The sequence below is a fragment of the Lentihominibacter hominis genome (assembly GCF_014385065.1).
In the GTDB taxonomy this organism is placed as follows: domain Bacteria; phylum Bacillota; class Clostridia; order Peptostreptococcales; family Anaerovoracaceae; genus Lentihominibacter; species Lentihominibacter hominis.
Genome location: NZ_JACRTA010000001.1, coordinates 535,999 through 562,213, shown reverse-complemented (window position 1 = coordinate 562,213; position 26,215 = coordinate 535,999). Strand labels below are relative to the sequence as shown.

Genomic DNA, 26,215 nt, shown 5'->3' with positions numbered 1-26,215 from the left:
GATGATCAGAACAGTCGCTAAAGCTTGGAATATTCCTGATATCAGGAAGAAAATCATATTTACGCTTGTTATGCTGTTGATTTTCAGAATAGGCTCCCAGATCCCCGTTCCGGGAATTGACAGAGAGATTCTTGCCCAAACCTTTGATAGCGAAACAGGACTTTTTGCTCTGTTTAATCTGTTCTCGGGAGGCGCATTCAGTAACTTTACTATATTTGCGTTAAGTATCACGCCATATATTACGGCCTCCATCATTCTTCAGCTTTTGACAATAGCCGTCCCTTCACTGGAAAGATTGGCAAAAGAGGGAACCGAAGGAAGAAAAAAAATTGCTCAGTATACTCGTTATCTTACGGTTGTTCTGGCGATCATACAGGCGATAGGTGTTTCGATAGGGCTCTTCAGACAGGCTCTTATCAGCACCGACGTCTTTTCGGTAGCCGTGATAGTTCTGGTGCTTACAGCAGGAACATCATTCCTGATGTGGTTGGGTGAGCAAATAAACGAATACGGTATCGGAAACGGTATATCGTTGATAATATTCGCAGGAATAGTTTCAAGACTGCCTGCTGCTATCCAAGAAATATGGGTAAAGTTACAGGATGGCAGCATGAGTATCGTTACACTGATAATATTCGTGCTGTTCTGCGTTCTGGTAATCGTAGGCATCATAGAAGTTCAGCAAGGTCAGAGAAGAATCCCGGTTCAGTATGCTAAGAGAGTTGTGGGAAGAAAGATGTATGGGGGGCAGGCCACTCATATTCCGCTTAAGGTAAATCAGGCAGGTGTTATTCCCGTAATATTCGCTATGTCATTCCTACAATTTCCACTTACAATTACGTACTTTATGGACAGTGACAGCGGTGCTGCGGCTTGGATTGAAAAATGGCTTTCTCCTACAGGAACACCGGGTGTTTGGGTATATGCGATTTTTAACATAGTTTTAATAATCTTCTTCACTTACTTCTATACATCTGTGACTTTCAATCCTTTGGAAGTAGCTCAGAATATGAAAGCAAACGGAGGATTTATACCTGGTATAAGACCGGGAAAGGCTACGGTTGAATACTTAAACAGAGTTATGACAAGAATTACCTTTGTAGGAGCATTGTTCTTGGCAGCAGTTGCTATCCTGCCTACAGTAGTGAGTCAGTTGGGAGGACTTAATTTCCACTTTGGAGGAACGTCACTTCTGATAGCGGTAGGGGTAGCTCTGGATACTATGAAACAGCTGGAGCAGCAGATGGTAATGAGAAACTATCAAGGTTTCTTAAAATAAATATTCCTTAAAAGAATTAGTGGAGGTAGTAAGTATGAATTTAATATTATTAGGCCCTCCGGGAGCCGGAAAAGGTACCCAGGCAGCCAAGATAATCGAGAAATACAATATTCCTCATATATCAACAGGTGATATCTTCAGAGCTAATATCAAGGAAGGTACTGAACTTGGCAAGAAAGCCCAGGAATATATGAATAAAGGTGAATTGGTTCCCGATGAACTGGTGGTAGAGATCGCTACAGACAGACTCAAAGCGGATGACTGCAAAGACGGATTTCTTCTTGATGGATTCCCGAGAACAGTATTTCAAGCTGAAAAGCTTGATGAATTTCTTGCCGGACAGGGCAAGAAGATAGATCATGTTCTGGATATAGATGTAAATAAAGAGGAGCTTATGATAAGGCTCACAGGAAGAAGAGTCTGCAAGACTTGCGGAGCATCCTTCCATGTTGTGAACATCCCTCCTAAAGTTGAAGGTATCTGCGATGTGTGCGGGGCACCCCTTATTCAGAGAGCTGATGACAATGAGGAGACAGCTGCCAACAGGATCGAAGTTTATAATAACGAAACCAAACCGCTCATAGATTACTATGAAAAAGCCGGAAACATATCACATATAGACGGTACGATAGGTCTGGAAAACGTATTCAATGCTATAGTGGATATATTAGGTGAGTAAGCATGATTATTATTAAATCGGATCAGGAAGTAGATTTGATGAGAGAGTCGGGGAAGGTGACAGGATTTATTCTGAAAGAACTTGAAAGTTTCATCAGACCCGGCATATCTACCGCGGATATAGACAAATTTGTTGAAGACACTATAAGAAAAAACGGAATGATACCTACCTTTAAAGGGTATGGCGGATTTCCTGCCAGCGCATGTGTATCGATAAACGATGAAGTTGTGCATGGTATTCCTGAAAAGAAGAGAATCATTAAAGAAGGCGACATCGTCAGCGTAGATGTAGGATCTACTTATAAAGGATATGTCAGCGATGCTGCGAGAACGTATGGTGTAGGCCAGATAAGTGATATCGCGCAGAAGCTCATAGATGCAACGAGAGACAGTTTTTTTTCCGGTCTTGAGTTTTGCAAGGTTGGTTGCAGGCTGTCAGATATTTCTCATGCAATCCAGACTAAAGCAGAAAGCGAAGGATTTTCTGTGATACGGGATTTCGTAGGACACGGCGTGGGACAGAATATGCATGAAGAACCGCAGATTCCTAATTACGGCAAAGCAGGGAGAGGTCCGAGACTTGCAAAAGGTATGGTCTTTGCTATCGAGCCTATGATATGCGAAGGCGGATATGATGTCAGGACTCTTTCTAATGACTGGACTGTAGTTACTTTGGACGGTAAGCTGTCAGCCCATTATGAGAATACTGTGGTTATAACCGATGGTGAGCCTGAATTGCTCACTTTGGCTGACTAAAAGCGAGGTGTTAAAAATGGCGAAGAAGGATGTCATAGAAGCGGAAGGTAAGGTAATTGAAGCGCAACCTAACGCAATGTTCATTGTAGAACTTGAAACCGGGCATAAAGTATTAGCACATGTTTCCGGTAAAATAAGAACTAATTATATCAGAATTATCCCCGGGGATAAGGTGAAAGTAGAATTATCACCGTATGATCTTACCAGAGGCAGGATCACATGGAGAGGCAAAGCGTAGAAGGAGGATTAAAATGAAAGTCAGAGCTTCCGTAAAGCCTATCTGCGAAAAGTGTAAGGTAATCAAGAGAAAAGGCAAGGTAATGGTTATCTGTGAAAATCCTAAGCATAAGCAGAGACAGGGCTAAAAGAAAAAGAATTTCTATCGGGTTAAAAGAATGCCTGATTGTAAGGCAGTGGCTTTTAACTAAACAAGGTTTATAGAAAAAATAGTTTGTGTATACATTTTATGTATAAGCATAGATATTTTTTCCATATAAATATATGTGTAACATAAAAGAACATCCCGTTTATATTACGACCGCCGACATAAGTCTTCGGTGTGGATACGTGACGGAAGATGGGAATAGGAGGAAAATATGGCTCGTATAGCCGGTGTAGACTTACCAAACGAAAAAAGAATCGAAGCAGGTCTCACCTATATCTACGGTATAGGCTGGGCGACTTCAAGAACAATCTTAGAAAAGACCGGAATAAACCCTGACACAAGGGTAAAAGATCTCACAGAAGATGAGGCCGGTAAGATCAGAAAAGTTATTGAATCCGATTACATGGTGGAAGGTGATCTCAGAAGAGATGTCAATATGAACATCAAGAGACTCATGGAGATCGGATGTTACAGAGGGATCAGACACAGAAGAGGTCTCCCTGTAAGGGGTCAGAAGACCAAGACAAACGCCAGAACAAGAAAAGGTCCTAAAAAGACTGTAGGAAGAAAGAAGAAGTAAAGGAGGTAGATTGATATGGCTAAAGCTGTAAAAAAGGCTGTTAGAAAGAAAAGAAAAGAACGTAAAAATGTTGAAAAAGGCCAGGCTCATATTCAGGCTACCTTTAACAATACATTGGTGACCCTGACTGATATGGCAGGAAATGCCCTCTCATGGTCGAGCGCAGGTTCGCTGGGCTTCAAGGGTTCAAGAAAGTCAACTCCGTTTGCTGCGCAATCAGCTGCTGAAGAAGCTGCAAAGGGAGCTATGGAGCACGGGTTAAAGACAGTAGAAGTTTATGTAAAAGGCCCTGGATCCGGCAGAGAAGCAGCTATTAGAGCTCTTCAGACTGCAGGTCTTGAAATCACGATGATTAAAGATATCACGCCGATACCGCACAATGGATGCAGACCGCCTAAGCGCAGAAGAGTCTAATAGAGGGGAGGAAAACGATTATGGCAGTAAACAGAGATCCTATTTTGAAGAGATGCAGATCCCTTCAGATCGATCCAAGTCACTTGGGTATTTTTAAGGAGTCAAAGAGAGCTCCTCAGAAAAGCATGAAAAAAATGAGCGAATACGGCCTTCAGCTTCGCGAGAAGCAGAGAGCAAAATTCGTTTACGGAGTTCAGGAAAAACAGTTCAGAAATACATTTGAAAAAGCATCAAAGAAAAAGGGTATCACAGGTGAAAACCTTTTGATTATGCTGGAGAAGAGACTGGACAATGTAGTTTACAGAATGGGACTTTCATTGACCAGAAGAGAAGCAAGACAGCTGGTTGTTCACGGTCACTTCACGGTAAATGGTAAAAAAGTGAACATTCCTTCCTATCAGGTAAAGGCGGGAGATGTGATCAAGGTTAAGGAAAAGAGCGTAAGCTCACCTAAGTTCCAGGAGATCAAGGATATGACTGTAGGGATTCCTCAGTGGCTCACTGTTGACAGAGAAAAGCTGCAGGGAACAGTTCTCGCTGATCCTACAAGAGAACAGATAGACACGCCAATAGAAGAACACTTAATCGTCGAATTGTATTCCAAGTAATCCATTGACTGACCGTTACAGTTTTGGAATGAAAAGGAGGGTTTTGAGTGATAGAAATCGAAAAACCAACAATCGAATGTATATTTTCAGACGAAGATTCCAATTATGGAAAATTCGTAGTAGAGCCTCTTGAGAGAGGCTATGGCACTACCCTTGGAAACAGCCTGAGAAGAATTCTTTTGAGTTCACTTCCGGGCGTTGCCGTTACTTCGGTCAAGATCGATGGTATTCTTCATGAGTTTTCTACCATTCCGGGAGTAAAAGAGGATGTTACTGAAATTATTCTCAATCTCAAAAAGCTTGCAATAAAGCTTAGCGGTGAAAATACAAAGAGAGTTCTCATCAATGCTATAGGACCTAAAGAAGTGACCGCTGCGGATATTCTGGGGGATTCAGATGTGGAAATCTTTAATCAGGATCTTCATATCGCTACGCTTGAAGAGAATGCAACGCTCATAATGGAGATTAATCTGGCAAGGGGAAGAGGATATGTTCCCGCTGATATGAATAAGGATGAGAATACACCTATATCAGTAATACCTACAGACTCGATTTACACACCTGTAAAGAAGGTAAACTTCACGGTGGAGAATACGAGAGTGGGACAGGTGACCGACTATGATAAGTTGATCCTTGAAATCTGGACAGATGGTTCTATAACCCCAAGTGAAGGAGTGTCGATAGGCGCAAAGATTATGCAGGAGCATTTAAGTCTGTTTGTGGAACTTACCGATTCTACCGAAAGCATGGAAATCATGGTTGAAAAGGAAGAAAATCAGAAAGAAAAGGCACTTGAAATGACTATCGAGGAGCTGGAACTTTCAGTTCGTTCTTTCAACTGCCTCAAGAGAGCGGCAATCAATACTGTAGAGGAACTTACTCACAGAAGCGAAGAAGACATGATGAAGGTTAGAAACTTGGGTAAAAAGTCATTGGATGAGGTTAAACATAAACTTGAAGAATTAGATCTAAGCCTCAGACAGAGTGACGAATAAGATAAAATAATATAGGAGGATACAGCGATGCCAGGATATAGAAAATTAGGCAGATCTTCAGCTCACAGAAAAGCGATGTTGAGAAATCTGGTAACTGATCTTTTTAGAGAAGGCAGAATAACAACTACCGATACCAGAGCTAAAGAAGCCAGAAGACAGGCAGAAAAAATGATAACACTTGCTAAGCGTGGAGATCTCCACGCCAGAAGACAGGTGTTGGCATATGTATACGACGAAACTGTAGTAGCTAAACTGTTTGATGAAATCGCACCGAAGTACGAAGACAGACAGGGTGGATACACAAGAATCCTCAAGCTTGGACCCAGACAGGGAGACAATGCTGAAATGGCATTCTTGGAATTAGTTTAGTCATATATGACAGAATAAAATTTTAAAATAACAGGATAGAGGCGCGGAGTTTATCAGTAATTTTTTCGATCTGACATAGGGAGTTGGTATATTGGATAAATGAAAGGAAACTTCGCCGAAGGAGTTTTGGTCCCCGGCCTTGGCTTCTGGGCCGCCGCAGAATATGCGGCGGACTGTCACATAAGTGGAGAGCTATCCATGGAGATCCCATAATGGATTTTCTTTACCATGGATATTGATTAATACAATGTTCATGGTATTTTTTATAAAATAATAATATTAAACGCACTAATATCTGGAGGAAAAAATGGAGAGTTTTAGAAACAGAGCGGCTCGGATAGTGATGCTTGTCACATCACTTATAATGATATGTCCGATGTTTGCTTTTGCAGAAGAGGCAGGGGCAGAGGAACCTGCTTTGTATGCTACTGCGTGGGCGATAGTTCCGCCGGTGGCAGCTATACTGCTTGCACTTATCACCAAAGAAGTATACAGTTCATTGTTTATAGGAGTAGTTATAGGAGGAGTTCTTTATGCCGGAAGTTTTGAGGGAACGCTGACACATGTTATCAGTGACGGTATAGTAGGTTCTCTGTCAGATGCATATAATGTGGGGATATTAGTATTCCTTGTTATCCTGGGAGTTATAGTCGCTCTCCTCAATAAATCAGGAGGATCGAAAGCTTTTGGCGTATGGGCCAGCAAGAGGATAAAAACGAAAACAGGAGCTCAGCTTGCTACTATAGTATTAGGAATTCTTATATTTGTAGACGACTATTTTAACTGTCTTACAGTAGGAAGCGTAATGTCTCCTTTGGCAGAAGCCAACGGAGTAAATCGTACAAAGCTTGCATATCTTATAGATGCTACAGCTGCACCTGTGTGTATCATAGCTCCGATATCATCATGGGCGGCCGCAGTGACAGGCTTTGTTGAGGGAGAGAATGGTTTTACTCTGTTCATTCAGGCAATTCCGTTTAATTTTTATGCGCTTTTGACGATAGCAATGATGTTCCTGATTGTTGGGATGAAGTTTGACTATGCAAAAATGAGAGAGTACGCTGATAAAATACAGGAACAGAAAGCTGATGATACAGAAGCACTTACAACCGATAAAGCGTCTCACAGGAAAGACGGAAAAGTTATAGATCTGGTTCTTCCTATTATCATTTTGATCATATCATGCGTTGTGGGTATGATTTATACTGGTGGATTTTTCAGCGGTACGGGCTTTGTGGAGGCTTTCTCTGGATGTGATGCATCTGTAGGATTGTCGCTTGGAAGTATATTTGCTCTTATAATCATAGTTATAGTTTATATGGCAAGGGGAGTTCTTGGATTCAAAGAGAGCATGGATTGTATTCCTGAAGGATTTAAGGCCATGGTAGCGCCTATATTGATACTTACGCTGGCATGGACGCTTAAATCCATGACAGACAGTTTAGGCCTTGCCGAGTTTGTATCAGTGGCTACAGAATCTGCTGCCGGATCATTTATGAATTTACTGCCGGCTATAATATTCGCCATAGGATGTTTTCTTGCCTTTGCATCGGGAACATCATGGGGGACGTTTGGAATACTTATTCCTATTGTTGTAGAAGTCTTCCAAGGCAATGATCCGCAACTCATGATTATTTCGATTTCAGCCTGCATGGCGGGAGCAGTATGCGGAGATCACTGTTCGCCTATTTCGGATACTACCATCATGTCAAGTGCCGGAGCCAGATGCAATCATGTAGCACATGTTACTACGCAGCTTCCGTATGCTATGACAGTAGCAGCTATTTCATTTGTTACATATATAATAGCAGGATTTACCAGAAGCGCTTGGATATCACTTCCTGCGGGACTTCTGATTCTCGTTGTCGTGCTTGTCGTTATTAAGAAGACGCAGAAACCTCTTAAGACAGAAAGCATTCAGGCATAAAGCCTTAAGAAAATCAGAAAAGTAACGATAGATAATTTTGCATAATAAAAAACTGATCTTTTTCGGTAATGTTCCGAAAGATCAGTTTTTTTCTGGTTTATCTTTCGTATACTATTTTTCCATCCAGTATGGTCATATCTGTTTTAATTGATTTGATGTTTTCTGTAGAGGTTTCCAATATATTTTCGGATAAAACTACCATATCGGCAAGTTTGCCGGGTTCAAGGCTTCCTTTGATGTTTTCTTCAAGAGAAGCATAGGCACCGTTATAAGTATACATTCTTATGGCATCCATTATACCTATGCATTGTCCGGCGCCGGCTATCATACCGCTGCATTTATCAGCTCTTGTCATGGCGCCGTATATTCCTATCATAGGGTTAGCATTGATTACGGGAGAATCTGATCCGAGCGCAGCGATGATATCGTTATCAATATATGATTTTAACGGAAACATATAGTTTACACGATCACCGTAATATTTGATGTATATTTCAGCATTTTCGTTGAAAAATCCCGGATTCGGCACAGGTACTATGCCGGCTTTTTTTATTCTTTTCAGCAGATTTTCATCGATGATTCCGCAGTGTTCTATTCTATGTCTGCAAGGTCGGGGATTTTGATCCATTGCCCGCTCTATAGAAGTAAGTATGACATTCACTGCTGCATCTCCTACTGCATGGGCTGATACATTGAATCCGGCATTATGCGCTTTGATGATAATGTCGTCTGATTCTTCCTGCGTATATAATTGAATTCCCTTTAAATGGGGATTATGACTGTATGGCTTTGTAGTAGCACAAGAAGGTCCACTGGTACTTCCGTCTATCAGTATTTTAACGTGACCCAGTCTGAAAGCTTCATTGCCAAGACCGCCTTTGATACCTGTAGCTATGAATTTATTTATCCATTCTATAGTTTTTGTTTTGCCGTAGGCATGATAGAGCAGATTGTACATACGCACTTTTATCAGACCTTTTTCGCACGCTTCCTGATAAAGTCCGATAGTTTCTTCACCGTAGAAACTGCCATCGTGCATGCTTGTAATTCCGTAGCTCAAGAGAATATCATTAGCGGCTTTGAAAGACCTCATGTATTCTTCTTTTGTATATATTACCTTATCCCACATATAAGTACAGGCAGTTTCTTTAAGAAGTCCTGTCATTCGTCCGTTTTCGTCTATGACTACTTCTCCGGGGGAAAACATTTCGGGACCGGTTATTCCTCCGGCTTTGAGAGCAAGCGTGTTATAGACGCCCATATGAAGGCAGCACCTTGTCAGTTGTACAGGATGGTCAGGGGCAGCTTCATCAAGATCATCTCTCGTAGGATGTCTGCCTTCTGCAAGTTTACTTTGTTCATATCCAGTTGCTTTGATCCAACTTCCCTTAGGGGTTTTTAAGGCAGCTTGATGTATTTTTTCCTGTATACCTTTTATAGTGGATACGTTATTACTGTTGCAGTCTATGATTACAGCAGCATTTTGCCCTGTCATTCCAAGATGCATATGAGAATCTATAAAACCCGGCAGAAGAGCTCGGCCGTTAAGATCTATGACTTTTGTATTATTGTCATGCCACTTCTCTACTTCGTAGTTATCTCCTATATATACTATCTTGTTATTTTTTATAGCTATTGCTTCGCATATCGAATTATGTTTATCAACAGTTATCACAATACCATTCTTTAGTATTATATCTGCATACATTGAAAGCGATCTGTTCATTGAATCCCTCCTTAAACTTCCTCATAAAGCTGATCCATAATGTAATCGGGGAAAAATTTACGTAATGTCTCCTCTGAAGCAGGCTTTGTAAATAAACTTACTACAATGAAAACCGGAAGATTTACTAAGAGGCCCCATATACCTGCGTGTACATAAAGTGGATTGGGCCACACTATGTTAAAAAGTGCCACGACCAACACGCCTGCCGCTAATCCGGCTATAGCCCCTGTTTTTGTGGCTCTCGGCCAGCATAGTACACCTAACATACACGGAAAAAGCTGCCCGATGAAGCCGTAACAAACCAGAAGTATGTTTACAAGCTCTCCCGGATTAGTTACTGAGAGAGGAAAGGCAATGAAAAAAATGACTATAAGAAGAAGTTTTCTTTGGAGTCGTCCTTCCTTTTCAGGGGAAAGTTTTGCAATAGGTGTTATGACATCGTGAGTGATTGTAAATGTACTCGTATGAAATTGTGGTTCGGCTGATGACTGAGATGCAGCCAGTATTCCGGCACCCAGCAGTCCTGCCATCCACCAGGGAAGCTTGTCAAGGCAATATTGCAGGGCTACTTGATCTGTTGAATCACCGCTGAATTCCGTATAAGCGAAGACACATACCAAACCTACGATCATCATAGGTATCATAACAAAATAAAATATAGGTACATATAGATATTGTCTTCTGGCAGTATCTTCATCTTTTGCTCCGGCTGCCCATACCCAGAATTGGGGCCAGAAGGAGAAGACACTTATAAGTATTGATGTAGTCCAGTATATGGGAGGAAAATTATTCATGGCACCCGGCAAAGTTAAATACTGAGGTGAAGTCTCCTGCAGCGTTTTGAATGCTTCAGCTATATTGAGATTTCCTATCGCTGTATATACGACAAAAAGCCCCACTAATATAGATAGACAGAACATCATTACACCTTGAAGCACATTTGTCCATCCGATGGCTCTGAGGCCGCTTTTATAAACATAGAAAGCTATGGCTGATACGATTATCAACTCTCCCAGCCATAATGGTATAGCGCCATGGCTCATTACGTTGAGAATATTTCCGGAGCCTATTACCTGAACCAGAGAATTGCCGATAACTGCGAAGGCGCCTACTATGCCGCATAAAATTCGCAAAAAAGGCGATTCGAATCTGGCACCGATACCTTCAGCCTGAGTTCTGTACCCGCTTTTGAGTGCGAGACGTGTAACTCTGGGAGACATAAGATAGCAAGCATATACGATGAATGCCATATAGACCACTACATAAAGACATGCTACTCCGCGGCTGTATCCCCAGCCGGGAGCCCCGAGAAAAGTATAGGAACTGACATTTCCTGCACCTGTAAGGAAAATCATGACGATAACCCCCATCGTGTTTCCTGATGAAGACCAGTTTTCCATTTTATCCATATCAAGTTTTCCTTTGGCGCTATAACCCAGTATACAGGCTGTAATCGTATAGAGAATGGTGATGATAAAGGGTCCCCATGCAGATATGAATGTCATTTAATGAACCCCCCATCTGTATGCAATATTGAGTACTATTATGACAATGATGAGAGCACCTATAGCTAACCAGAACATCAGCGGAAGTCCGAGGAAAACAATAGGCTTGTTAAATACATTTACGATAGGTGAAATTGTGAGAAGAATACTTCCCACCATGAGAATGAATATTATCCATTCTTTTGGTTTTCTGGGTCTTACTATGACCCAGTTTTTCATTTTTTTTTCTTTCATCTGTGAATCTCCCTTATAAATCAATGATATCTTTAATTTTATTTTAAAACTTTAAAAGGGAGACTTCAAATACTTTAGGAAATTATAAAAAGAAGTCACATAAATTAAGCAAAAAAATATGTCTATTTATCAGACTCGTCATCATCACATTCATCGATGTACTCCATCACATCAGATACTCCGCATTCCAAAATAGAGCATAACTGAGATACCGTATTGGTTGTGACGCTCTTTCCGTGTTTTATTGCGTAATATGTGGAACGTGAGAATCCACGTTTTGCAAGTTCATAAGAACTGACGTTTTTTTCTTGCATAGTTTTAAATAATGGTTTATAACTAATCATAGATACACCTCATGAGTTTATTATAACCGTATACTCGGAAATTAAACATGTACGAAAATACACGCATATATTCCGAATGAATTCTCACTGGTCGGTATCTATGTATTCCATGACATCGGAAACCGAACAGTCCAGTATCTTGCATAATTGATTTATGGTGTTGGTACTGACACTGTTTCCTTTTTGAATGGAATAATAAGTGGCTTTTGAAAAGCCGTTTTTGAAAAGAGCATAAGAAGACATGTTCTTTTCAGACATGGTTTTGAATAGTGGAGCATAGCTAATCATAATTGTTTCCCTTTCCATGTAGCTTTTAAATAATTGTAAACTTATGCTCGGATATTGAAAATGTATGAATATTCGAGTATAATGAGATATCCGCGGCATTTGCATTATATAGGGAAATTTTCCGGAAAAGAGGAGAGATAATGTCAGAACTAAAGGGACTGTTTGAAAAGATAAAAATCGAAAATCTGATGGCATTTTTGATTTACGGTACGGATTCTGGAGGAGAAATGGTAGATAATTATGACCGCAAGATCGAAGAGTCCTACGACGATATATTGCTGGAGCTGGAACGTAAGTACCCGGAGCTTGACAGGAATGATGATGAGCTTCTCAACATAATAACGGATTTTGCGGCGATACATGACTATGTGTATTTTGAGTCGGGGGTGATGGCTGGATTCCAGCTGTATAAGAATATGGATCAGGGATATAAGAAGCACTCTGATGGAGATATGGAGAGTATTTTAAATATTTCTGAGAGAAAAAAGAAACCGGATATAGAGAAAACGTATCGTGATAAGACAGATGAAAAGGTAAGCGGTTTAGATAAGGAAAATTTCACCTCAGAACAGTGGGAGATGATAGAAGACGTGCTGTTTATGAAAACGGAAAAAGGAGCGGAATACGGCAAAGCTGCGTATCACAGGGGGTTTTCCGATGCTTTGAAATTTATGAGGGATATGTTTAAAACAATGTGATATCAAGGCGGGGGAAACGGATATAATTAATTCTTGAATATTATTCTTAATATGTGTATAATTATAAGGTAATGTAAATAATACGAAAAATATGTAGAAGGAGAACTAAAGATGAAAAAAAGTATAATGGCGGTTTTGCTTGTTATGGTTCTCGCTTTTTCTCTGTCAGCATGCGGCGGCAGTGATAAGGAGAGCGGAGATACAGTAGTATACAAAGTTGGAACTGAACCTACATTCCCACCGTTTGATACTACTGATGACGAGCAGAATATCGTAGGACTTGATATGGATCTTATAAAAGCTATCGGAGAAGATCAGGGCTTTGACGTTGAGTTTGAAAATCTGTCATTTGACGGGCTTGTGCCTGCTTTGAAAGCCGGGAATATCGATATCGTCGCAGCAGGTATGAACAAAGATGATCCTGAAAGGCAGAAAGAAGTGGATTTCAGTGATGCATACTATGAATCTCAGCTATATGTTGCTGTAACAGTGGACAATGATACTATAAAAAGTATAGATGATCTTACTTCTGACATGAAGGTTGCGGCTCAGACAGGAACTACAGGAGCTGAGAAGGTAAAGGAACTTAAAGAAGAAGGCAAGATAAAGGAAGCTGTAATATTAGATGGTCTTGACACAGTTATGATGCAGCTTATCAATGGAGATGTTGCCGCTGTTATTAATGATAAACCTGTAACAGAGGCTTATATGAAGAAACAGACTGACAAGATTAAAATGGTCGGAGATGCTCTTAATGCTGAAAATTATGGATTTGCGGTACAAAAAGGTAATGATGAGCTTTTGGAAAAGATTAATGCAGGTCTTAAAAATATCAAAGAAGACGGAACATTTGATGAACTTGTAGATGAATGGTTCAATAAATAGCAAGGCTGTAAAACGGAAATTATAAAAAGGATTTTCAGTCGACCTTTGGCTGTCGGTTCAGCCAAAGGTCGTTTTTTTTATCATACAGGAGATATCATTTTTGATATTTTCAAAGCTTCAAAAAGTCTGCTGCCGAATCAGATGGCAGAACCGGCTTTTTAACTTTTAAAGGAGGCGTTAGCTTGGCGGAGTATTTGCAGGGTATAGTTGTAGCAGCGAGAGGTATCCCGGTCACCATCACCATATCGTTTGTAGCCATAATCGGAGGTTTGATAATAGGGCTCTTTGTTGCTATAGCAAAACGGTCGAAATTTAAAGTACTCAGAGGATTGGCGACAATATATGTAGATATTTTGAGAGGGACACCTTTGCTCGTTCAGGTTCTGATATTAGCTTATGGCGTTCCACAACTTATAAAATCCACTATGGGGATACAGTTTAACTGGGAGCATATGATAATAGTGGGATTCATAGCGTGCGGAGTAAACAGCTCGGCTTACATGGCAGAGATTATACGAAGCGGTCTTCAGGCTGTGGATATAGGCCAGACGGAAGCTGCGAGGTCTTTAGGGCTGAGCAGCGGACAAACTATGAGATATATAATCGTTCCTCAGGCATTCAAAATAATAGTTCCGGCGCTGGGAAACGAGTTTGTAACACTTATAAAGGAAACTTCGATTTTGTCTGTGGCCGGTATAGTTGAGATAACCAGAAGAGGCACCTTGTGGGCTTCATCTTCGTTTTTGTCATTTCAAGCTTATATAGGTGTTGCCATCGTATACCTGGTTATGACGCTTACGCTGTCAAGATTGGTGGCATACATAGAGAGGAGGCTGGCGCAAAGTGATAGAAGTTAAAAATTTAGAAAAGTCTTTTGGAAAATTGCGTGTTCTTCGTGGAATAAGTGAAACTGTAAAGGAAAAAGAAGTTGTTTGTGTGATAGGGCCTTCGGGTTCCGGAAAAAGTACATTTCTCAGATGTCTCAATCTTCTTGAAGAACCTACAGGCGGTGAAGTTTTTATTGATGGTGAGAAGATAAATGTCCCCGGAGTAGATATTGATCAGATAAGAGAAAAACTCGGAATGGTATTTCAAAATTTTAATTTGTTTCCTCATATGACTGTTCTTGATAATGTAACGCTTGCGCCTGTTAAGGTTAAAGGTATCAGTAGATCAGCGGCTGAGAACAGTGCCAGGAGAATTCTTGAAATGGTTGGCCTGTCGGATAAGGCTGATGCATATCCAGCATCTCTTTCGGGGGGACAGAAGCAAAGAGTAGCTATAGCAAGAGCTCTGGCTATGGAACCGGAAGTTATGCTGTTCGATGAACCTACTTCAGCTCTGGATCCTGAAATGGTGGGAGAAGTACTTAATGTTATGAAAGCTCTGGCAGAAAACGGTATGACTATGGTTATTGTTACTCATGAGATGGGTTTTGCCAGAGAGGTTGCAGATAGAGTTTTATTTATAGACCAGGGAGTTATAATGGAACAAGGGACTCCTGAGGAACTTTTCAATAATCCTAAAAATGAGAGAACTCAGAGCTTTTTAAGTAAAGTTCTGTAAAGCAAAAGAAGCTGACCTGTAATAAGGGACAGCTTCTTTTTTATGTTGTAAATTATGAAGATGTTGTATACTAACCGAAATATCTCTTAAGTAGTCCCTGAAATGCTCTGCCGTGTCTTGCCTCATCCTTGGCCATTTCATGAACAGTGTCGTGGATGGCATCCAGATTTTGCTGTTTAGCTTTTGTTGCAAGCTCTTTCTTTCCGGCACAAGCGCCTGCTTCCGCATCAACTCTCATTTCAAGGTTTTTCTTAGTGGAATCGGTTACCACTTCTCCTAAGAGCTCTGCAAACTTGGCAGCGTGTTCGGCTTCTTCCCATGCCGCCTTTTCCCAATAGAGTCCGATCTCAGGATAACCCTCTCTGTGAGCTACTCGTGCCATAGCAAGATACATACCTACTTCTGAACATTCGCCGTTAAAATTATCCCTTAATCCCTGGATGATCTCCGGATCAACACCCTGCGCTACACCTACTACGTGATCATCGACGAATTCAATTTCTCCGTCTTCAACTGCATTAAATTTATCCGCAGGAACTCCGCACTGTGGACATTTCTCCGGTGGTTCAGGTCCTTCATGAGTGTAACCGCATACTGAACATACCCATTTCATATTGATCTCCTCCTTTTGATTTTTCAATTAATTATTATTTTCATTTGCTGTTCTTGTATAATATACTATTTTGGTAAAGAATGCAATACTTTTTGCTAAAATAATGCAAAAAAAGTACACCAGCTTTACACTTTACCTAGATAGAGACGTCGTGTTATAATAACTAATAATCATGGACAGTAATAGTGTGGAAAGGTGAATACCGTGAAAATATATAAAGTGACAGCAATAATTTTACTAATGATTTTATCTGTAACAGTTTTTGCCGGATGTACGACGTTTGATAATTTTAAGGCGGCCTTTATAGATAAGCCTGAAGATAATAAGGCGACGATTCAGATCGGAGTATATGAACCTATAACTGGAGTTGACAGCCAACATGGAGAACTTGAGGTCAAGGGTATAGAACTGGCTCACGAGATGTATCCTACTGTAAACGGAAAATTTGTAGAGCTTGAATATGCGGATAACGCTTCGGATATCAATGCGGCAGAGACAGCCATTAAGGAACTGATATTGAAAAAGCCTACTGTTATATTGGGCAGTTATGGAAGCGTGTATTCTATGGTGGCCGGCGATTACATAAGAGATGCTAAGATACCGGCTATTGCTGTGACAAATACTAACCCGCTGGTTACCAGTAATAACGATTATTATTTCAGAGTTTGTTATGTGGATTCAAATCAGGGAGATATTCTTGCCAGATATGTGTTGGAGCAAAAAAAGGAAGTTACAGCCGGTGTGTTGTTGCCTGAGGGTGATGATGCGGCTATGGCCATGGCAACGGCCTTTACTGACAGAATAAAAGCCGAGACGGATAATGAAGATGCTATAACAGTATATGAAGACTATAAACCCGGGGCTAAAAATTTTGAGAAACAGTTGGAAGCTGTAGAAAAGTCAGGCGTAAAAAGTGTTCTGCTTCCGGGAGATGTCACGGACTGTGCTAATATAATAAAGCAGGCTAATAAGATGGGGATAGAGGTTATGTTTCTCGGCGATAAGGAATGGAGCGACAAGAAATTTAAATCTCTTACGAAGGGGGCCGCTACAGAGACAAATACTGCTTTTGTAAATTTTTATTCAGCAGAAGAAACAGTAAATAAAGAGGCGGAAAAGTTTTTGAAAGCTTATCATGAGAAATATGGTGAAGACAGTGTTCCTGAAGATTCGGTAGCCCTTGGATATGATGCTTATGTCATAGCCCTTGATGCTATAGATAAAGCGGATGACGATGCGACGGGTGAAGAGATAAAAGAAATTCTTAAAAGCCAAAATGAATTTCAGGGCGCATCGGGGACGATAACTTTTAATACAAGCGGAGATCCGATAAAAACTGCATATATAAGTACGTGGAAGAATGACGAGATTATTTCTTTATATACGATGGAGCCGCTATAGAAGGAATAATGAAAGAGAGTGTCATATATTGTTTAGATATGTGAATAATAAAAAAGTCAGCTTCGCCGGGTTTCCGGCGTTATTATGAACAATAAAGGAGAGTTAAAATGGAACAGAAAATTAAAGATGCTTTAGATCAAATAAGACCTTTTCTTCAGAGAGACGGCGGAGATATCGAATTTGTAGAGTATACTGACGATAATGTAGTAAAGGTAAGGCTGCAGGGACATTGTGCAGGATGCCCGGGCGCACAGATGACCATAAAGGGAGTAGTTGAAAAAATATTAAAAGAAAGTTATCCTGAAATTGCAGGAGTAGAGGCGGTACTGTAAAATATGACACTGTTAAAGAATGTCGGTGAAAAAATAAATAAAAATCAGACAGAGATGTTCATGTCTCTGTCTGATCTTATATCTATACCAAGTGTGGTATCAGATGCGTCAGGAGATAAACCTTTTGGGGAAAAAGTTCATGAGGCTTTTAAGTATATGCTTGATATGGCAGAAAAAGAAGGTTTTGGGGTCTATAATGCTGATAATTACGGCGGGCATATAGATTTCGATGGTACAGATGAAGGTATAGTTGGAGTAATAGGACATCTTGATGTTGTGCCGGAAGGCGATGGATGGGATTTTGATCCTTATGGAGGAGAGATAACAGACGGTTATATCTGCGGAAGGGGAGCTACAGATGATAAAGGACCGGTAATAGCTTCTTTTTATGCTATGAAAGCTTTGAAAGAATGTGGGTATAAACCGAAAAGGACTATAAGGCTTATACTTGGGCTTGATGAGGAGACTAACTGGGATGGTATGGAGTATTATCTTAGTCATGTGCACAGTGTGCCTGATATGGGTTTTACTCCTGACGGGGATTTTCCTGCTATTCATGGCGAGATGGGTATTATCGTTTTTGATATAGTTAAAAAGTTTGACAGTTTTGGAGAAAAGGGCCTTGAGCTTAGTTCTGTTAAAGGCGGGACGGCAGCAAACTCTGTGGCAGATTTTGCGCGGGCGGTCTTGTATGACAGTTCGGGAGCAGGGTATGATAAAATAAAACAGAAGGTTGCAGAGTTTCGTGATAAAAGAGATTGCAAGATAAATTGTAAGGGAGCGGGGAAAAGTTTTGAAATAACAACACGTGGGGTATCTGCTCACGGTGCAAAACCGCAGCAGGGTAAAAATGCTATTTCTATAATGATGGAATTCCTTGGTCAGCTTAATTTTGCCAATGAGAGCATTAATGATTTTATAAATTTTTATAATAAGTGTATTGGATATGATTTTCATGGGGAACGTATAGGCTGTGGCTTTGAAGACGAACCTTCAGGTAAACTTATTTTTAATGTGGGTATGATAGAAGCTGACAGGAAAACTGCCCAGCTTACTATAAATGTGAGATATCCTGTTACTTTCAATGATAAGCAGATATATGAAGGCATCATGGCAGTTCTTGATGGTTATGATCTGGGAATAGTAAAAGGAAAGCATCAGGAGCCTATATATGTACCGGATGACGATCCGCTGGTTATTACTTTGGTGGATATCTACAGAAGATATACGGGTGATGGAAGAAAACCCTTGGTTATAGGCGGAGGAACTTATGCGAGAGCTGTGAAGAATACCATTGCTTTCGGAGCGCAGTTTCCCGGTGATCCTGATTTGATGCATCAGAAAAATGAGAAGATTTCGGTAGAGAATATGATGAAACTTACGAAGATATATGCTGAAGCTATTTACAGATTATCAGAGCTTGATTAAGAAGAAAAAGGTGATTTAGGTATAATATAGAATAAAATAAATTTTTATTCATAAATATTCAAATAAATGGAAGTGAAAAAGAGCATTAACAGGTTAAGTTGCCGCAAAACTTGACAAATGCTCTTTTTTTGTTACAATGAAATTCATATGTATATATACGTATAAAATTTATGTTGGGGGAATAGTATGAAAATAAATATCAGGGATGTATTTGAAAAAGAAGAGAAAAACGTCCGTATACATACTAACGACAGATTAGACATAGATGAAGTATTTGCTGAAGCCGTAATTGATGAAACAGATACAGAACAGAAACTTACAGTAGATATAACGGATAAGTTGGAAATTGGAGTGCAAGATGATGCGGAGGATATAAGGGATGAAGTTTGCCGTATCGCTGTATCAGAGGCTGATGCCGGCGGTGAGGAAAGATACATAGAAGAAACTTATGATGAAGAGGCTGATAATGCTGAGATTTCGATAAAGTCTGAAGAAACTAAAAAAGTTGAGATATGTGATAAGTCTTCTGATAAAATTGAGATTGCTGATGTTTCGGATATTACAGAGGAAACTATTGACGAAGCGGAAGAAAGTAATTACGAGATTGAAGGTGAAGAGAATGTATGGGTATGCACCGAAGCTGCGGAGATAGAATCGGAGCTGCCGGAAGATGAGAATGAGCTCTTATCCTGTGATACAGGAGAGGAAAATCAGGGTGAAAAAAAGTCACCTTTTTATAGGAAGTATTTATTTCAGGGATCTATAGCAGCATCGTTTTTTATACTTCTTTCTGTTGTGTTCATATATACGACAATGATACCCAGGGAAGTAAATGCTACAATAAACGGTGAAGATTTTACTTTTTCAAGTAAAGCTCATACAGTAGAGACATTTCTGGAAAAAGAGGATATAGAGTTTCATGATAAAGATTATATATCAGAGCCGCTTACAGCTTTTATACATGATGGTATGGAGATAGAGATAGATCATGCCACGGATTTTAAAGTCACGGCAGATGGTGAGACGAAATCATATAAAACTCTTACCAATACTGTAGATGAAGCTTTGAAGGAAGCCGGAGTGAAGGTAGGCGCAGAAGATATTGTCACACCTTCTATGGATTCTATGCTGACTAAAGATATGGAAATTGTCGTGCAGAGAGTTGTTATCAAAGAGGAAATTGTTGAGGAGACTGTTCCTTTTGAGACTGTGGAGAAGAATGACAGTTCTCTGGATGAAGGCAAAACTAAAGTGGTAACGGAAGGCAGTGAAGGGAAAGACAGTGTTACGTACAGCGTTACTTATATAGACGGAGTGGAATCATCACGTAAGGAAATCTCGAGAACTGCAGTAACTGCTGCTGTAGATAAAGTTATAGCGAAGGGAACGAGAATAAGTTTTGACGGTAAGTCTTACAGCCGAAAACTTGTAGTCAAAGCTTATGCCTATACCGGCGGAGGAAGAACTGCTATGGGAACCAGAGCGAGAGTCGGAGAGATCGCAGTGGATCCAAGTGTTATACCTTTGGGATCAAATGTGTATATTGAAGGAGTCGGAGCCAGACGTGCAGAGGATACAGGCGGCAATATAAAGGGAAATACCATAGATATATATATGGATACTCAGAGTCAGTGTATAAGCTGGGGAGCAAGATATGTGACCATATATATACAGTAAATTTACAGTGAAATATAAAAAGCGGTCAGATTATTTTAATCTGACTGCTTTTTTATATATGACAATAGATATAATACCTGTTGTTATCTCCGTTATGGCGAAAGCTGTCCATACTCCTGTAGGTCCGGTAAAAAAACAGAGAATATATGCGCAAGGAAGAATGATTATCACATACCTGAACAGAGATATGACAAGAGATTGAATCCCTTTGCCAAGACCCTCGAGGGCGCCTGAGGAAGTTACCGATATAGCAGATACTATAAAACCTGCGCTTATTATACGGAGAGCTGTTTTTCCATATAAAACAGTTTCTTGATTGTGAGTAAAAAGGCTCATCAGCTGTTCGGGAGCGACGAGACATACTACTGTTCCGAGGACCATCATACCGCAGCTCATACACAGAGCTGTGCTATATATTCTTTTTACTCTGTGGAATTCTCCGGCTCCGAAATTGTAACCGATAAGAGGCCGCATGCCCTGTACTATTCCGTTGGCGGGAAGATAAATAAATGTTTGCAGTTTATAGTAAACACCAAGAATAAGCACATAGCTTTGTGAATATGCTGACAGTATTGAGTTGAGGCATGAGATAAGAAGGGACGGAAGGGCTAAGTTGAGTATGGCAGGTACACCAATCCCATAGAGCCTGAGAATTATTTGCTTATCTGGAGATAAATATGGCCGCTTTATTTTAACAGGAAGCGGTCGGATTTTGTAGATTACAAGATATATAAGCAGAGTAATGACTTGCCCTATACCTGTTGCCAGCGCAGCCCCCGAGATACCCATTTCAGGAAAGATACCTATACCCCAGATCAACAGTGGGTCAAGTATGATATTGGAGATACATCCGCATAACAGACCGATCATGGTAACTTTCATTTTTCCTACAGACTGAAAAATTTTTTCAAATGAGAGTCCTGCCATGATAACTGTAGAAAAGGAAAACACTATGACGGAGTATTGTGTTCCGTATTCAATTACAGTTTCATCATTGGTAAATACATTCAGAAAAGCAGGCATGACAGCTATACTCAGTATAGTGATGGTAAAACCGTGTATTATTGCAAAGAGCAATCCTTGAGTGGCTGTGATATTGGCTTTTTCATGGTTTTCCTCTCCCAGAAATATAGAAATCACCGCACTTATTCCTACCCCGTACCCTATGGCTACAGCATTTATTAGATTTTGTACGGGATAGACAAGAGATAGAGCAGTCATAGCCTGTTCGTTGATCTGTGCTACAAAAAAGCTATCGACTATATTGTACAGAGAATTTACAAGCATTGAGATGACCATGGGCAACGCCATGGAAATAAACAGCGGTAAAATAGGTTTTTCTTTCATAAAGCTATCGTTCATGTTTTTCTCCATTTATTTTTCTGTAATTTTGTCTGATCTTTTCTGCAAATATTTCTGCGTCTTGGAAAGAATTGAATATAGCTCTGGCAGAAGAACTGTTTCCGCCTCCTTTCCCTCCGCATTCATGAGCGAATTCTTTTACAAGAAGGCTGCAATTTACGATTCCATCAGAAATGAGGATATATGATGTATCCTTTTGTGAGTAAAGAAGGATTAGATTTTTGCTTTTATTTATATATTTTTTCGCCATAATGAAAACATCATCTGTGGAAAGTTGTGGAAGTGTATATACTATTATCTCAGAGCTGGGCTCTGAAGCATGTGTCTTGCGGAGGATTTCATCCAGTTTGCCGCACTGCTCTTCTATGAAAGCTTTTTTTAAATGAAAAAGCTCATTTTTTATATCGACAGATTTTTCTTCTTGCGCTTTAAGCTTTTTGGGAAAGTCTTCTATAGAAGAAGAGTATTTATTTGAAAGATCGCTGAGGATATGGTGTTTTATATTATAATCCATTAAAGCCCTTTGTCCGGCTTCAAAATATATTCTGAACATACCTTTATATTTTTCTACTTTATATACCTTTATCAAACCTACTTGACCTGCGGTGTCAGGGTGAGTTCCGCAGCAGGCGACACAGTCTGAAACGTTTTCAGCAGAGCCTATACATACGATGGAAATGTCCTCATCAAAAGCAAGAGCCTTTCGCAAAGGCAGCTTTTCTGCATCTTTTCTGGAGTCGAATTTCAGAACAGTCACGGGCGCATCTGACCAGATGACTTTATTGGCTTCAAGTTCTGCTCTTATAGCATCTTCAAATGTTATTTCTGTTATTTCAGGCTTTTCTTCAAGGGAAATATCTATAGTCATATGATCGTGGCCCATATGGAATCCTTTGTTGACTCCTCCAAACATACTGTGAAATATTCCGGAAAGTATATGTTCTCCGCAATGCCTCTGCATATTATCAAATCTCCGTTCCCAATCTATAGAACATGATACGGCAGTCCCGGGAGTCATTATTTCGGACAGAGACTGATCCGGGGAAACTGTTTTTACAGTATGATATATATTTCCTTTATATTCTTGGACATCTGTAACAACATAACCGTTTATATGACCTGTATCACAGCTTTGACCTCCGCCTTCCGGGAAAAAAGCTGTGCTTTTCAGTGTAATGAGAAAGTCTTTGATATTGTTTTCGGATCTTTCTACTGATGTTATAACAGTATTCCAATTTTTGATGTATCTGTTCTGTTGGTATAATTTTGTTGTTTTCATTTTATATCTACCCCCTGTGAAATAGCAAGTATATCAATAGAAGTTTATATTTCGGCGGCAAAAAAGTCAAATAAATGCTGTTAAAATTTTAAAAAGTGTTTTATAATAAATACAAGATAATTAATTTGCTGTAATAAAGGCAGCCTCGTTTTAATAAAATCCAGTAAGGATGTTTGCGAGGTGTGAGATGAAGAGCAAAGGTATTTATATTTTAGCGACGTTCGTATTGGTGTGTACAGTATTGTGCATTCCCGGCCGTAATGAAATGGCTTCATATGTATGGAAAAAAGCAGAGAAGCCGGTGGTTGTTTTGGATCCGGGGCATGGAGGAATGGATGGCGGTGCACAAAGCAGCGACGGAACCAGTGAAAAAGATATTAATCTATCTATTGCAGAACAAGTGAAAAAACAGCTTGAAGGTGAGGGTGTAAAAGTAATAATGACCCGGTATAAGGATGAAGGGCTGTATGATGAATCTCAGGAAGGTACCATAAGAAGTCTTAAAACACAGGATATGAAGGAAAGAAAGCGTATAATAGATGATTCGAAGGCTGATTTGACAGTAAGCATACATCTGAACAGTTTTACGCAGGACAGCTCTGTTAAGGGAGCGCAGGTTTTTTATCCGTCTTATGGAAGTGAAGAAGCAGTTGAGGCAAGCAAGAAGGCTGCTGAAATAATCCAGAGTAAGTTTAATAATGAAATAAATACAGACAAAAAGAGAACTGAGCTTGGTAAAGGCGATGTGTTTTTGCTAAAAAATATAACCGGTCCGATAGTAATAGTCGAATGCGGTTTTTTATCTAATCCTGAAGATGCCGGAAACTTAAAAAACAAAAAATTCCAGATAAAAATCTCTGAGAATCTAAGTGATTGTATTTGTGAATATTTGAGTTCAAGATAATATGTTAAGCAGTAAAAGTGTTGAATTTTAAAGGTTTTTATTTATAGTTAAATAAAAAGAACAAAATTGTGGATAACTTTGGCTGAAAAAAGGTACTTGACAGATATAAACGTTGAAAAATGGGGGAAATATAAAAAATAATTATCCACAGCATCTTTTGGATAAAATCGTATACAATCTATAAAAAACTGTGGATAACTTCTGAAAAGCTGATATTTTAAAAGCTAATTGGTTGTTGAAAGTTGTCGAGGATAAAAAGAACATAGGTTGACATAAAACTTAATGTAAAGGTAGGAGTAAAAATGTTGAAAGAAAAAATTATTTACAAAGATGAGCTGCCGATCAATGTAGTAACTGCCAGTATCGATGAATACCCTATCCATTTTCATGATGATATGGAGGTGGTTTATGTTCTGGAAGGGAGCGTAATTCTTAGAAATGGATATTATACCTATACACTTAAGCAAGGTGATATTTTTATCCTGAATGACAGAGAGATGCACAGTTTTCAAAAGACGGAAGAAGACAATATCGTAATGATGTTTCAGATGGATCTGGCGTATTTTTCAAGATATTATGACAATCTAAAGAATAATTTTTTTGTTACAGATATAGAGGATGATAGTGATGAAAGCTTAGAGGTATTGAGGACACTGCTTGCCAAGATAATGATGGAGATACTTCAGAAAGGATATGGCTATGAACACAAAGTAATAGAGAGTACTCATAATCTCATAGCATGTCTGCTCTCAGATTTTCAGTACTTTGTCATGGAAAACGGCCGCTTTAAAAATGAACTGAAAAATAAAGGAAATAAAATCCTTGCAGGAAGACTCAACAGAATTACTGATTATATGTATGATAATTATACGAGAAAGCTGACACTCAGTGAGATTGCAGATAGAGAACACCTGAGCATTTATTATCTTTCTCATATAATAAAAGAAGCTACAGGATTGAGTTTTCAGGACTTGCTTAGTTATATAAGAGTAGAGGAGTCTGAACGACTGCTTTTGGGAACGAATAAAAAAATAGGAGCCATAGCAGAGGAAACCGGATTTTCTGCCGTGAGATATTACATAAAACATTTTGAACAGTGGTTTGGTATGCATCCTCTGGAGTACAGAAAAAAGTATATAGGAAAGATAATAAGCCGTGATATTGCTGCACAGTACACTCTCGCTACGCCTGCTCAAATAGAGAGTGCTATAAGAAAACAAGTGAAGGGTATCTATGCTGATTATGCTGACAAGCTTAAGATTAAACCTGTTATCATAGATATAGACATATATGATGATTATGCGGAAATTGAAAAGAAGCCTCCTGTGATGTCAGAAATAATGGAAAGAGATGTTAATAAAGTGCTGGCAGAGCCATATAGAAAATTCATGGAGATGAGCGAGGGGATAATAACTTCCGGAGAAAATTATATAGTTTCGACTAAATGTAAATATCCGGGGGCACTTAACAGCCTAAGTATCCTTGTGTATAATTTTGATGAAAATGCCGGCAGAAACCTCAGGAAAATCATGAATAAGGAAGATTTACTGAGAATTGTACGTAATTATGAAAACGAAATAGAGTTTTTAGTCAGATGTACAGGGCTTTCAGGTAATTTTCGAATAATAAGATATCGTCTTGAGAGAGAGCACCTGCTTGCTAAGATTAGCGGAGAGACTAATACAAAAACAAAGCGAAGTGTAAGAGATAATCTTATAAACAAGCTTTCTTCCGAGGCTAAAGTTAGTACGGGCAATTATATAAGTTCGGATGCATTAAGTGTCAGAACGATATTTGATGGTATTGGAGCAGAGCTTATACTTATTGACAGAGTATAGATATAGGATTCTAACCAGTTGTTAAAAGGAAGGTTGCTTTAGCAGGATGGAGTATATTGCATGCATATCGAATAGCTGTCACTCTTTGAGCAAAAACGCAACTTTATACGTCTTTTAGAACAAAGGTGTTGTTGAAATTTTCTG

General features: G+C 39.5%; 29 protein-coding genes and 1 riboswitch. Of the genes, 21 read left to right on the top strand and 8 right to left on the bottom strand.

The genetic code is table 11. The features are described from left to right. The first annotated feature begins 1 nt into the window (after window position 1). From secY to H8692_RS02605, 11 genes are all read left to right on the top strand, one after another. On the top strand, window positions 2–1,279 hold the full coding sequence (gene secY / locus H8692_RS02655; RefSeq protein ID WP_177267765.1) for a preprotein translocase subunit SecY: 1,278 nt from the start codon (window positions 2–4) through the stop codon (window positions 1,277–1,279). A 34-nt stretch (window positions 1,280–1,313) separates the two neighbouring features. Continuing rightward, window positions 1,314–1,958 (top strand): adenylate kinase, encoded by a 645-nt coding sequence (locus H8692_RS02650; protein WP_187524939.1) that lies wholly within the window; start codon window positions 1,314–1,316, stop codon window positions 1,956–1,958. A gap of 2 nt (window positions 1,959–1,960) precedes the next feature. Beyond that, the gene (gene map, locus H8692_RS02645) at window positions 1,961–2,713 is read left to right on the top strand and encodes a type I methionyl aminopeptidase (RefSeq protein WP_177267694.1); all 753 of its coding nucleotides are present in this window, start codon (window positions 1,961–1,963) and stop codon (window positions 2,711–2,713) included. Between the two features lie 16 nt (window positions 2,714–2,729). Further along, a complete protein-coding gene (gene infA / locus H8692_RS02640) occupies window positions 2,730–2,951 on the top strand; it encodes a translation initiation factor IF-1 (protein ID WP_147592649.1) in 222 nt (73 codons plus the stop codon). Between the two features lie 13 nt (window positions 2,952–2,964). Next, window positions 2,965–3,078: a 50S ribosomal protein L36 gene (rpmJ, locus tag H8692_RS02635; RefSeq protein ID WP_147592648.1), complete on the top strand. Its 114-nt coding sequence runs from the start codon at window positions 2,965–2,967 to the stop codon at window positions 3,076–3,078. Between the two features lie 231 nt (window positions 3,079–3,309). Continuing rightward, window positions 3,310–3,678 (top strand): 30S ribosomal protein S13, encoded by a 369-nt coding sequence (gene rpsM / locus H8692_RS02630; RefSeq protein WP_177267693.1) that lies wholly within the window; start codon window positions 3,310–3,312, stop codon window positions 3,676–3,678. Between the two features lie 15 nt (window positions 3,679–3,693). After that, complete coding sequence (gene rpsK / locus H8692_RS02625) at window positions 3,694–4,092, top strand: 30S ribosomal protein S11 (protein WP_147592646.1); 399 nt, start codon at window positions 3,694–3,696, stop codon at window positions 4,090–4,092. 20 nt (window positions 4,093–4,112) lie between these two features. After that, window positions 4,113–4,700: a 30S ribosomal protein S4 gene (gene rpsD / locus H8692_RS02620; RefSeq protein ID WP_177267692.1), complete on the top strand. Its 588-nt coding sequence runs from the start codon at window positions 4,113–4,115 to the stop codon at window positions 4,698–4,700. Between the two features lie 47 nt (window positions 4,701–4,747). Beyond that, window positions 4,748–5,695, top strand: a complete 948-nt coding sequence (locus tag H8692_RS02615) for a DNA-directed RNA polymerase subunit alpha (RefSeq protein ID WP_177267691.1) — start codon at window positions 4,748–4,750, stop codon at window positions 5,693–5,695. A 27-nt stretch (window positions 5,696–5,722) separates the two neighbouring features. Then, window positions 5,723–6,064 carry a 50S ribosomal protein L17 gene (gene rplQ, locus H8692_RS02610; RefSeq protein WP_177267690.1) on the top strand — a complete coding sequence of 114 codons (342 nt, stop codon included), beginning with the start codon at window positions 5,723–5,725 and terminating at the stop codon, window positions 6,062–6,064. Window positions 6,065–6,092: 28 nt separating this feature from the next. Next, a riboswitch (Lysine riboswitch) is annotated at window positions 6,093–6,267 on the top strand. A gap of 104 nt (window positions 6,268–6,371) precedes the next feature. Then, window positions 6,372–7,991 carry a Na+/H+ antiporter NhaC family protein gene (locus H8692_RS02605; RefSeq protein WP_177267689.1) on the top strand — a complete coding sequence of 540 codons (1,620 nt, stop codon included), beginning with the start codon at window positions 6,372–6,374 and terminating at the stop codon, window positions 7,989–7,991. A gap of 97 nt (window positions 7,992–8,088) precedes the next feature. Here H8692_RS02605 and H8692_RS02600 read toward each other — a convergent pair whose 3' ends face one another. The 5 genes from H8692_RS02600 to H8692_RS02580 form a co-directional block, all read right to left on the bottom strand. After that, window positions 8,089–9,717 (bottom strand): amidohydrolase, encoded by a 1,629-nt coding sequence (locus H8692_RS02600; protein ID WP_187524938.1) that lies wholly within the window; start codon window positions 9,715–9,717, stop codon window positions 8,089–8,091. An 11-nt stretch (window positions 9,718–9,728) separates the two neighbouring features. Beyond that, the gene (locus tag H8692_RS02595; protein ID WP_187524937.1) at window positions 9,729–11,222 is read right to left on the bottom strand and encodes a sodium:solute symporter family protein; all 1,494 of its coding nucleotides are present in this window, start codon (window positions 11,220–11,222) and stop codon (window positions 9,729–9,731) included. Next, entirely contained in the window at window positions 11,223–11,456 is a 234-nt protein-coding gene (locus tag H8692_RS02590) for a hypothetical protein (RefSeq protein WP_177267686.1), read from the bottom strand. Window positions 11,457–11,578: 122 nt separating this feature from the next. Next, window positions 11,579–11,800 (bottom strand): helix-turn-helix domain-containing protein, encoded by a 222-nt coding sequence (locus H8692_RS02585; RefSeq protein ID WP_177267685.1) that lies wholly within the window; start codon window positions 11,798–11,800, stop codon window positions 11,579–11,581. A gap of 84 nt (window positions 11,801–11,884) precedes the next feature. Continuing rightward, complete coding sequence (locus tag H8692_RS02580; RefSeq protein WP_177267684.1) at window positions 11,885–12,088, bottom strand: helix-turn-helix domain-containing protein; 204 nt, start codon at window positions 12,086–12,088, stop codon at window positions 11,885–11,887. Window positions 12,089–12,228: 140 nt separating this feature from the next. Here H8692_RS02580 and H8692_RS02575 point away from each other — a divergent pair, with 140 nt between their 5' ends. From H8692_RS02575 to H8692_RS02560, 4 genes are all read left to right on the top strand, one after another. After that, window positions 12,229–12,786 (top strand): hypothetical protein, encoded by a 558-nt coding sequence (locus H8692_RS02575; protein ID WP_177267683.1) that lies wholly within the window; start codon window positions 12,229–12,231, stop codon window positions 12,784–12,786. A 111-nt stretch (window positions 12,787–12,897) separates the two neighbouring features. Continuing rightward, window positions 12,898–13,671 (top strand): basic amino acid ABC transporter substrate-binding protein, encoded by a 774-nt coding sequence (locus H8692_RS02570; protein WP_177267682.1) that lies wholly within the window; start codon window positions 12,898–12,900, stop codon window positions 13,669–13,671. A gap of 182 nt (window positions 13,672–13,853) precedes the next feature. After that, window positions 13,854–14,528, top strand: coding sequence for an amino acid ABC transporter permease (locus tag H8692_RS02565; RefSeq protein WP_177267681.1), 675 nt, complete (start codon window positions 13,854–13,856; stop codon window positions 14,526–14,528). Beyond that, window positions 14,515–15,237 carry an ATP-binding cassette domain-containing protein gene (locus H8692_RS02560; protein ID WP_177267680.1) on the top strand — a complete coding sequence of 241 codons (723 nt, stop codon included), beginning with the start codon at window positions 14,515–14,517 and terminating at the stop codon, window positions 15,235–15,237. Before H8692_RS02565 ends, H8692_RS02560 begins: the two co-directional genes overlap by 14 nt. A gap of 70 nt (window positions 15,238–15,307) precedes the next feature. Here the strand turns inward: H8692_RS02560 and H8692_RS02555 are convergent, their stop codons facing one another. Beyond that, window positions 15,308–15,850, bottom strand: coding sequence for an NADH peroxidase (locus tag H8692_RS02555; protein ID WP_177267679.1), 543 nt, complete (start codon window positions 15,848–15,850; stop codon window positions 15,308–15,310). Between the two features lie 204 nt (window positions 15,851–16,054). Between H8692_RS02555 and H8692_RS02550 the strand changes: the two genes are divergently transcribed. The 4 genes from H8692_RS02550 (at window position 16,055) to H8692_RS02535 (ending at window position 20,688) form a co-directional block, all read left to right on the top strand. Beyond that, window positions 16,055–17,251: an ABC transporter substrate-binding protein gene (locus H8692_RS02550; RefSeq protein WP_187524936.1), complete on the top strand. Its 1,197-nt coding sequence runs from the start codon at window positions 16,055–16,057 to the stop codon at window positions 17,249–17,251. A 107-nt stretch (window positions 17,252–17,358) separates the two neighbouring features. Then, complete coding sequence (locus H8692_RS02545) at window positions 17,359–17,583, top strand: NifU family protein (protein ID WP_177267677.1); 225 nt, start codon at window positions 17,359–17,361, stop codon at window positions 17,581–17,583. Window positions 17,584–17,586: 3 nt separating this feature from the next. Beyond that, window positions 17,587–19,011, top strand: a complete 1,425-nt coding sequence (gene pepV / locus H8692_RS02540; RefSeq protein WP_177267676.1) for a dipeptidase PepV — start codon at window positions 17,587–17,589, stop codon at window positions 19,009–19,011. Between the two features lie 186 nt (window positions 19,012–19,197). Beyond that, window positions 19,198–20,688 (top strand): 3D domain-containing protein, encoded by a 1,491-nt coding sequence (locus tag H8692_RS02535; RefSeq protein ID WP_187524935.1) that lies wholly within the window; start codon window positions 19,198–19,200, stop codon window positions 20,686–20,688. Window positions 20,689–20,718: 30 nt separating this feature from the next. Here H8692_RS02535 and H8692_RS02530 read toward each other — a convergent pair whose 3' ends face one another. Further along, window positions 20,719–22,050: an MATE family efflux transporter gene (locus tag H8692_RS02530; protein WP_187524934.1), complete on the bottom strand. Its 1,332-nt coding sequence runs from the start codon at window positions 22,048–22,050 to the stop codon at window positions 20,719–20,721. Continuing rightward, entirely contained in the window at window positions 22,040–23,329 is a 1,290-nt protein-coding gene (locus H8692_RS02525; RefSeq protein WP_187524933.1) for an alanyl-tRNA editing protein, read from the bottom strand. The genes H8692_RS02530 and H8692_RS02525 overlap by 11 nt, the downstream gene beginning before the upstream one ends. 187 nt (window positions 23,330–23,516) lie before the next feature. Between H8692_RS02525 and H8692_RS02520 the strand changes: the two genes are divergently transcribed. Together H8692_RS02520 and H8692_RS02515 are read left to right on the top strand one after the other, a co-directional pair. Beyond that, on the top strand, window positions 23,517–24,233 hold the full coding sequence (locus H8692_RS02520; RefSeq protein ID WP_187524932.1) for an N-acetylmuramoyl-L-alanine amidase: 717 nt from the start codon (window positions 23,517–23,519) through the stop codon (window positions 24,231–24,233). A gap of 302 nt (window positions 24,234–24,535) precedes the next feature. Then, complete coding sequence (locus tag H8692_RS02515) at window positions 24,536–26,071, top strand: AraC family transcriptional regulator (protein WP_177267671.1); 1,536 nt, start codon at window positions 24,536–24,538, stop codon at window positions 26,069–26,071. Window positions 26,072–26,215 lie beyond the last annotated feature (144 nt).

What these genes read in the sequence shown, in the direction of transcription:
- secY (WP_177267765.1), top strand. Translation starts at nt 2, where the DNA reads ATGATCAGAACAGTCGCTAAAGCTTGGAATATTCCTGATATCAGGAAG.
- H8692_RS02650 (WP_187524939.1), top strand. Translation starts at nt 1,314, where the DNA reads ATGAATTTAATATTATTAGGCCCTCCGGGAGCCGGAAAAGGTACCCAG.
- map (WP_177267694.1), top strand. Translation starts at nt 1,961, where the DNA reads ATGATTATTATTAAATCGGATCAGGAAGTAGATTTGATGAGAGAGTCG.
- infA (WP_147592649.1), top strand. Translation starts at nt 2,730, where the DNA reads ATGGCGAAGAAGGATGTCATAGAAGCGGAAGGTAAGGTAATTGAAGCG.
- rpmJ (WP_147592648.1), top strand. Translation starts at nt 2,965, where the DNA reads ATGAAAGTCAGAGCTTCCGTAAAGCCTATCTGCGAAAAGTGTAAGGTA.
- rpsM (WP_177267693.1), top strand. Translation starts at nt 3,310, where the DNA reads ATGGCTCGTATAGCCGGTGTAGACTTACCAAACGAAAAAAGAATCGAA.
- rpsK (WP_147592646.1), top strand. Translation starts at nt 3,694, where the DNA reads ATGGCTAAAGCTGTAAAAAAGGCTGTTAGAAAGAAAAGAAAAGAACGT.
- rpsD (WP_177267692.1), top strand. Translation starts at nt 4,113, where the DNA reads ATGGCAGTAAACAGAGATCCTATTTTGAAGAGATGCAGATCCCTTCAG.
- rplQ (WP_177267690.1), top strand. Translation starts at nt 5,723, where the DNA reads ATGCCAGGATATAGAAAATTAGGCAGATCTTCAGCTCACAGAAAAGCG.
- H8692_RS02605 (WP_177267689.1), top strand. Translation starts at nt 6,372, where the DNA reads ATGGAGAGTTTTAGAAACAGAGCGGCTCGGATAGTGATGCTTGTCACA.
- H8692_RS02600 (WP_187524938.1), bottom strand. Translation starts at nt 9,717, where the DNA reads ATGAACAGATCGCTTTCAATGTATGCAGATATAATACTAAAGAATGGT.
- H8692_RS02595 (WP_187524937.1), bottom strand. Translation starts at nt 11,222, where the DNA reads ATGACATTCATATCTGCATGGGGACCCTTTATCATCACCATTCTCTAT.
- H8692_RS02590 (WP_177267686.1), bottom strand. Translation starts at nt 11,456, where the DNA reads ATGAAAGAAAAAAAAATGAAAAACTGGGTCATAGTAAGACCCAGAAAA.
- H8692_RS02585 (WP_177267685.1), bottom strand. Translation starts at nt 11,800, where the DNA reads ATGATTAGTTATAAACCATTATTTAAAACTATGCAAGAAAAAAACGTC.
- H8692_RS02580 (WP_177267684.1), bottom strand. Translation starts at nt 12,088, where the DNA reads ATGATTAGCTATGCTCCACTATTCAAAACCATGTCTGAAAAGAACATG.
- H8692_RS02575 (WP_177267683.1), top strand. Translation starts at nt 12,229, where the DNA reads ATGTCAGAACTAAAGGGACTGTTTGAAAAGATAAAAATCGAAAATCTG.
- H8692_RS02570 (WP_177267682.1), top strand. Translation starts at nt 12,898, where the DNA reads ATGAAAAAAAGTATAATGGCGGTTTTGCTTGTTATGGTTCTCGCTTTT.
- H8692_RS02555 (WP_177267679.1), bottom strand. Translation starts at nt 15,850, where the DNA reads ATGAAATGGGTATGTTCAGTATGCGGTTACACTCATGAAGGACCTGAA.
- H8692_RS02545 (WP_177267677.1), top strand. Translation starts at nt 17,359, where the DNA reads ATGGAACAGAAAATTAAAGATGCTTTAGATCAAATAAGACCTTTTCTT.
- pepV (WP_177267676.1), top strand. Translation starts at nt 17,587, where the DNA reads ATGACACTGTTAAAGAATGTCGGTGAAAAAATAAATAAAAATCAGACA.
- H8692_RS02535 (WP_187524935.1), top strand. Translation starts at nt 19,198, where the DNA reads ATGAAAATAAATATCAGGGATGTATTTGAAAAAGAAGAGAAAAACGTC.
- H8692_RS02530 (WP_187524934.1), bottom strand. Translation starts at nt 22,050, where the DNA reads ATGAACGATAGCTTTATGAAAGAAAAACCTATTTTACCGCTGTTTATT.
- H8692_RS02525 (WP_187524933.1), bottom strand. Translation starts at nt 23,329, where the DNA reads ATGAAAACAACAAAATTATACCAACAGAACAGATACATCAAAAATTGG.
- H8692_RS02520 (WP_187524932.1), top strand. Translation starts at nt 23,517, where the DNA reads ATGAAGAGCAAAGGTATTTATATTTTAGCGACGTTCGTATTGGTGTGT.
- H8692_RS02515 (WP_177267671.1), top strand. Translation starts at nt 24,536, where the DNA reads ATGTTGAAAGAAAAAATTATTTACAAAGATGAGCTGCCGATCAATGTA.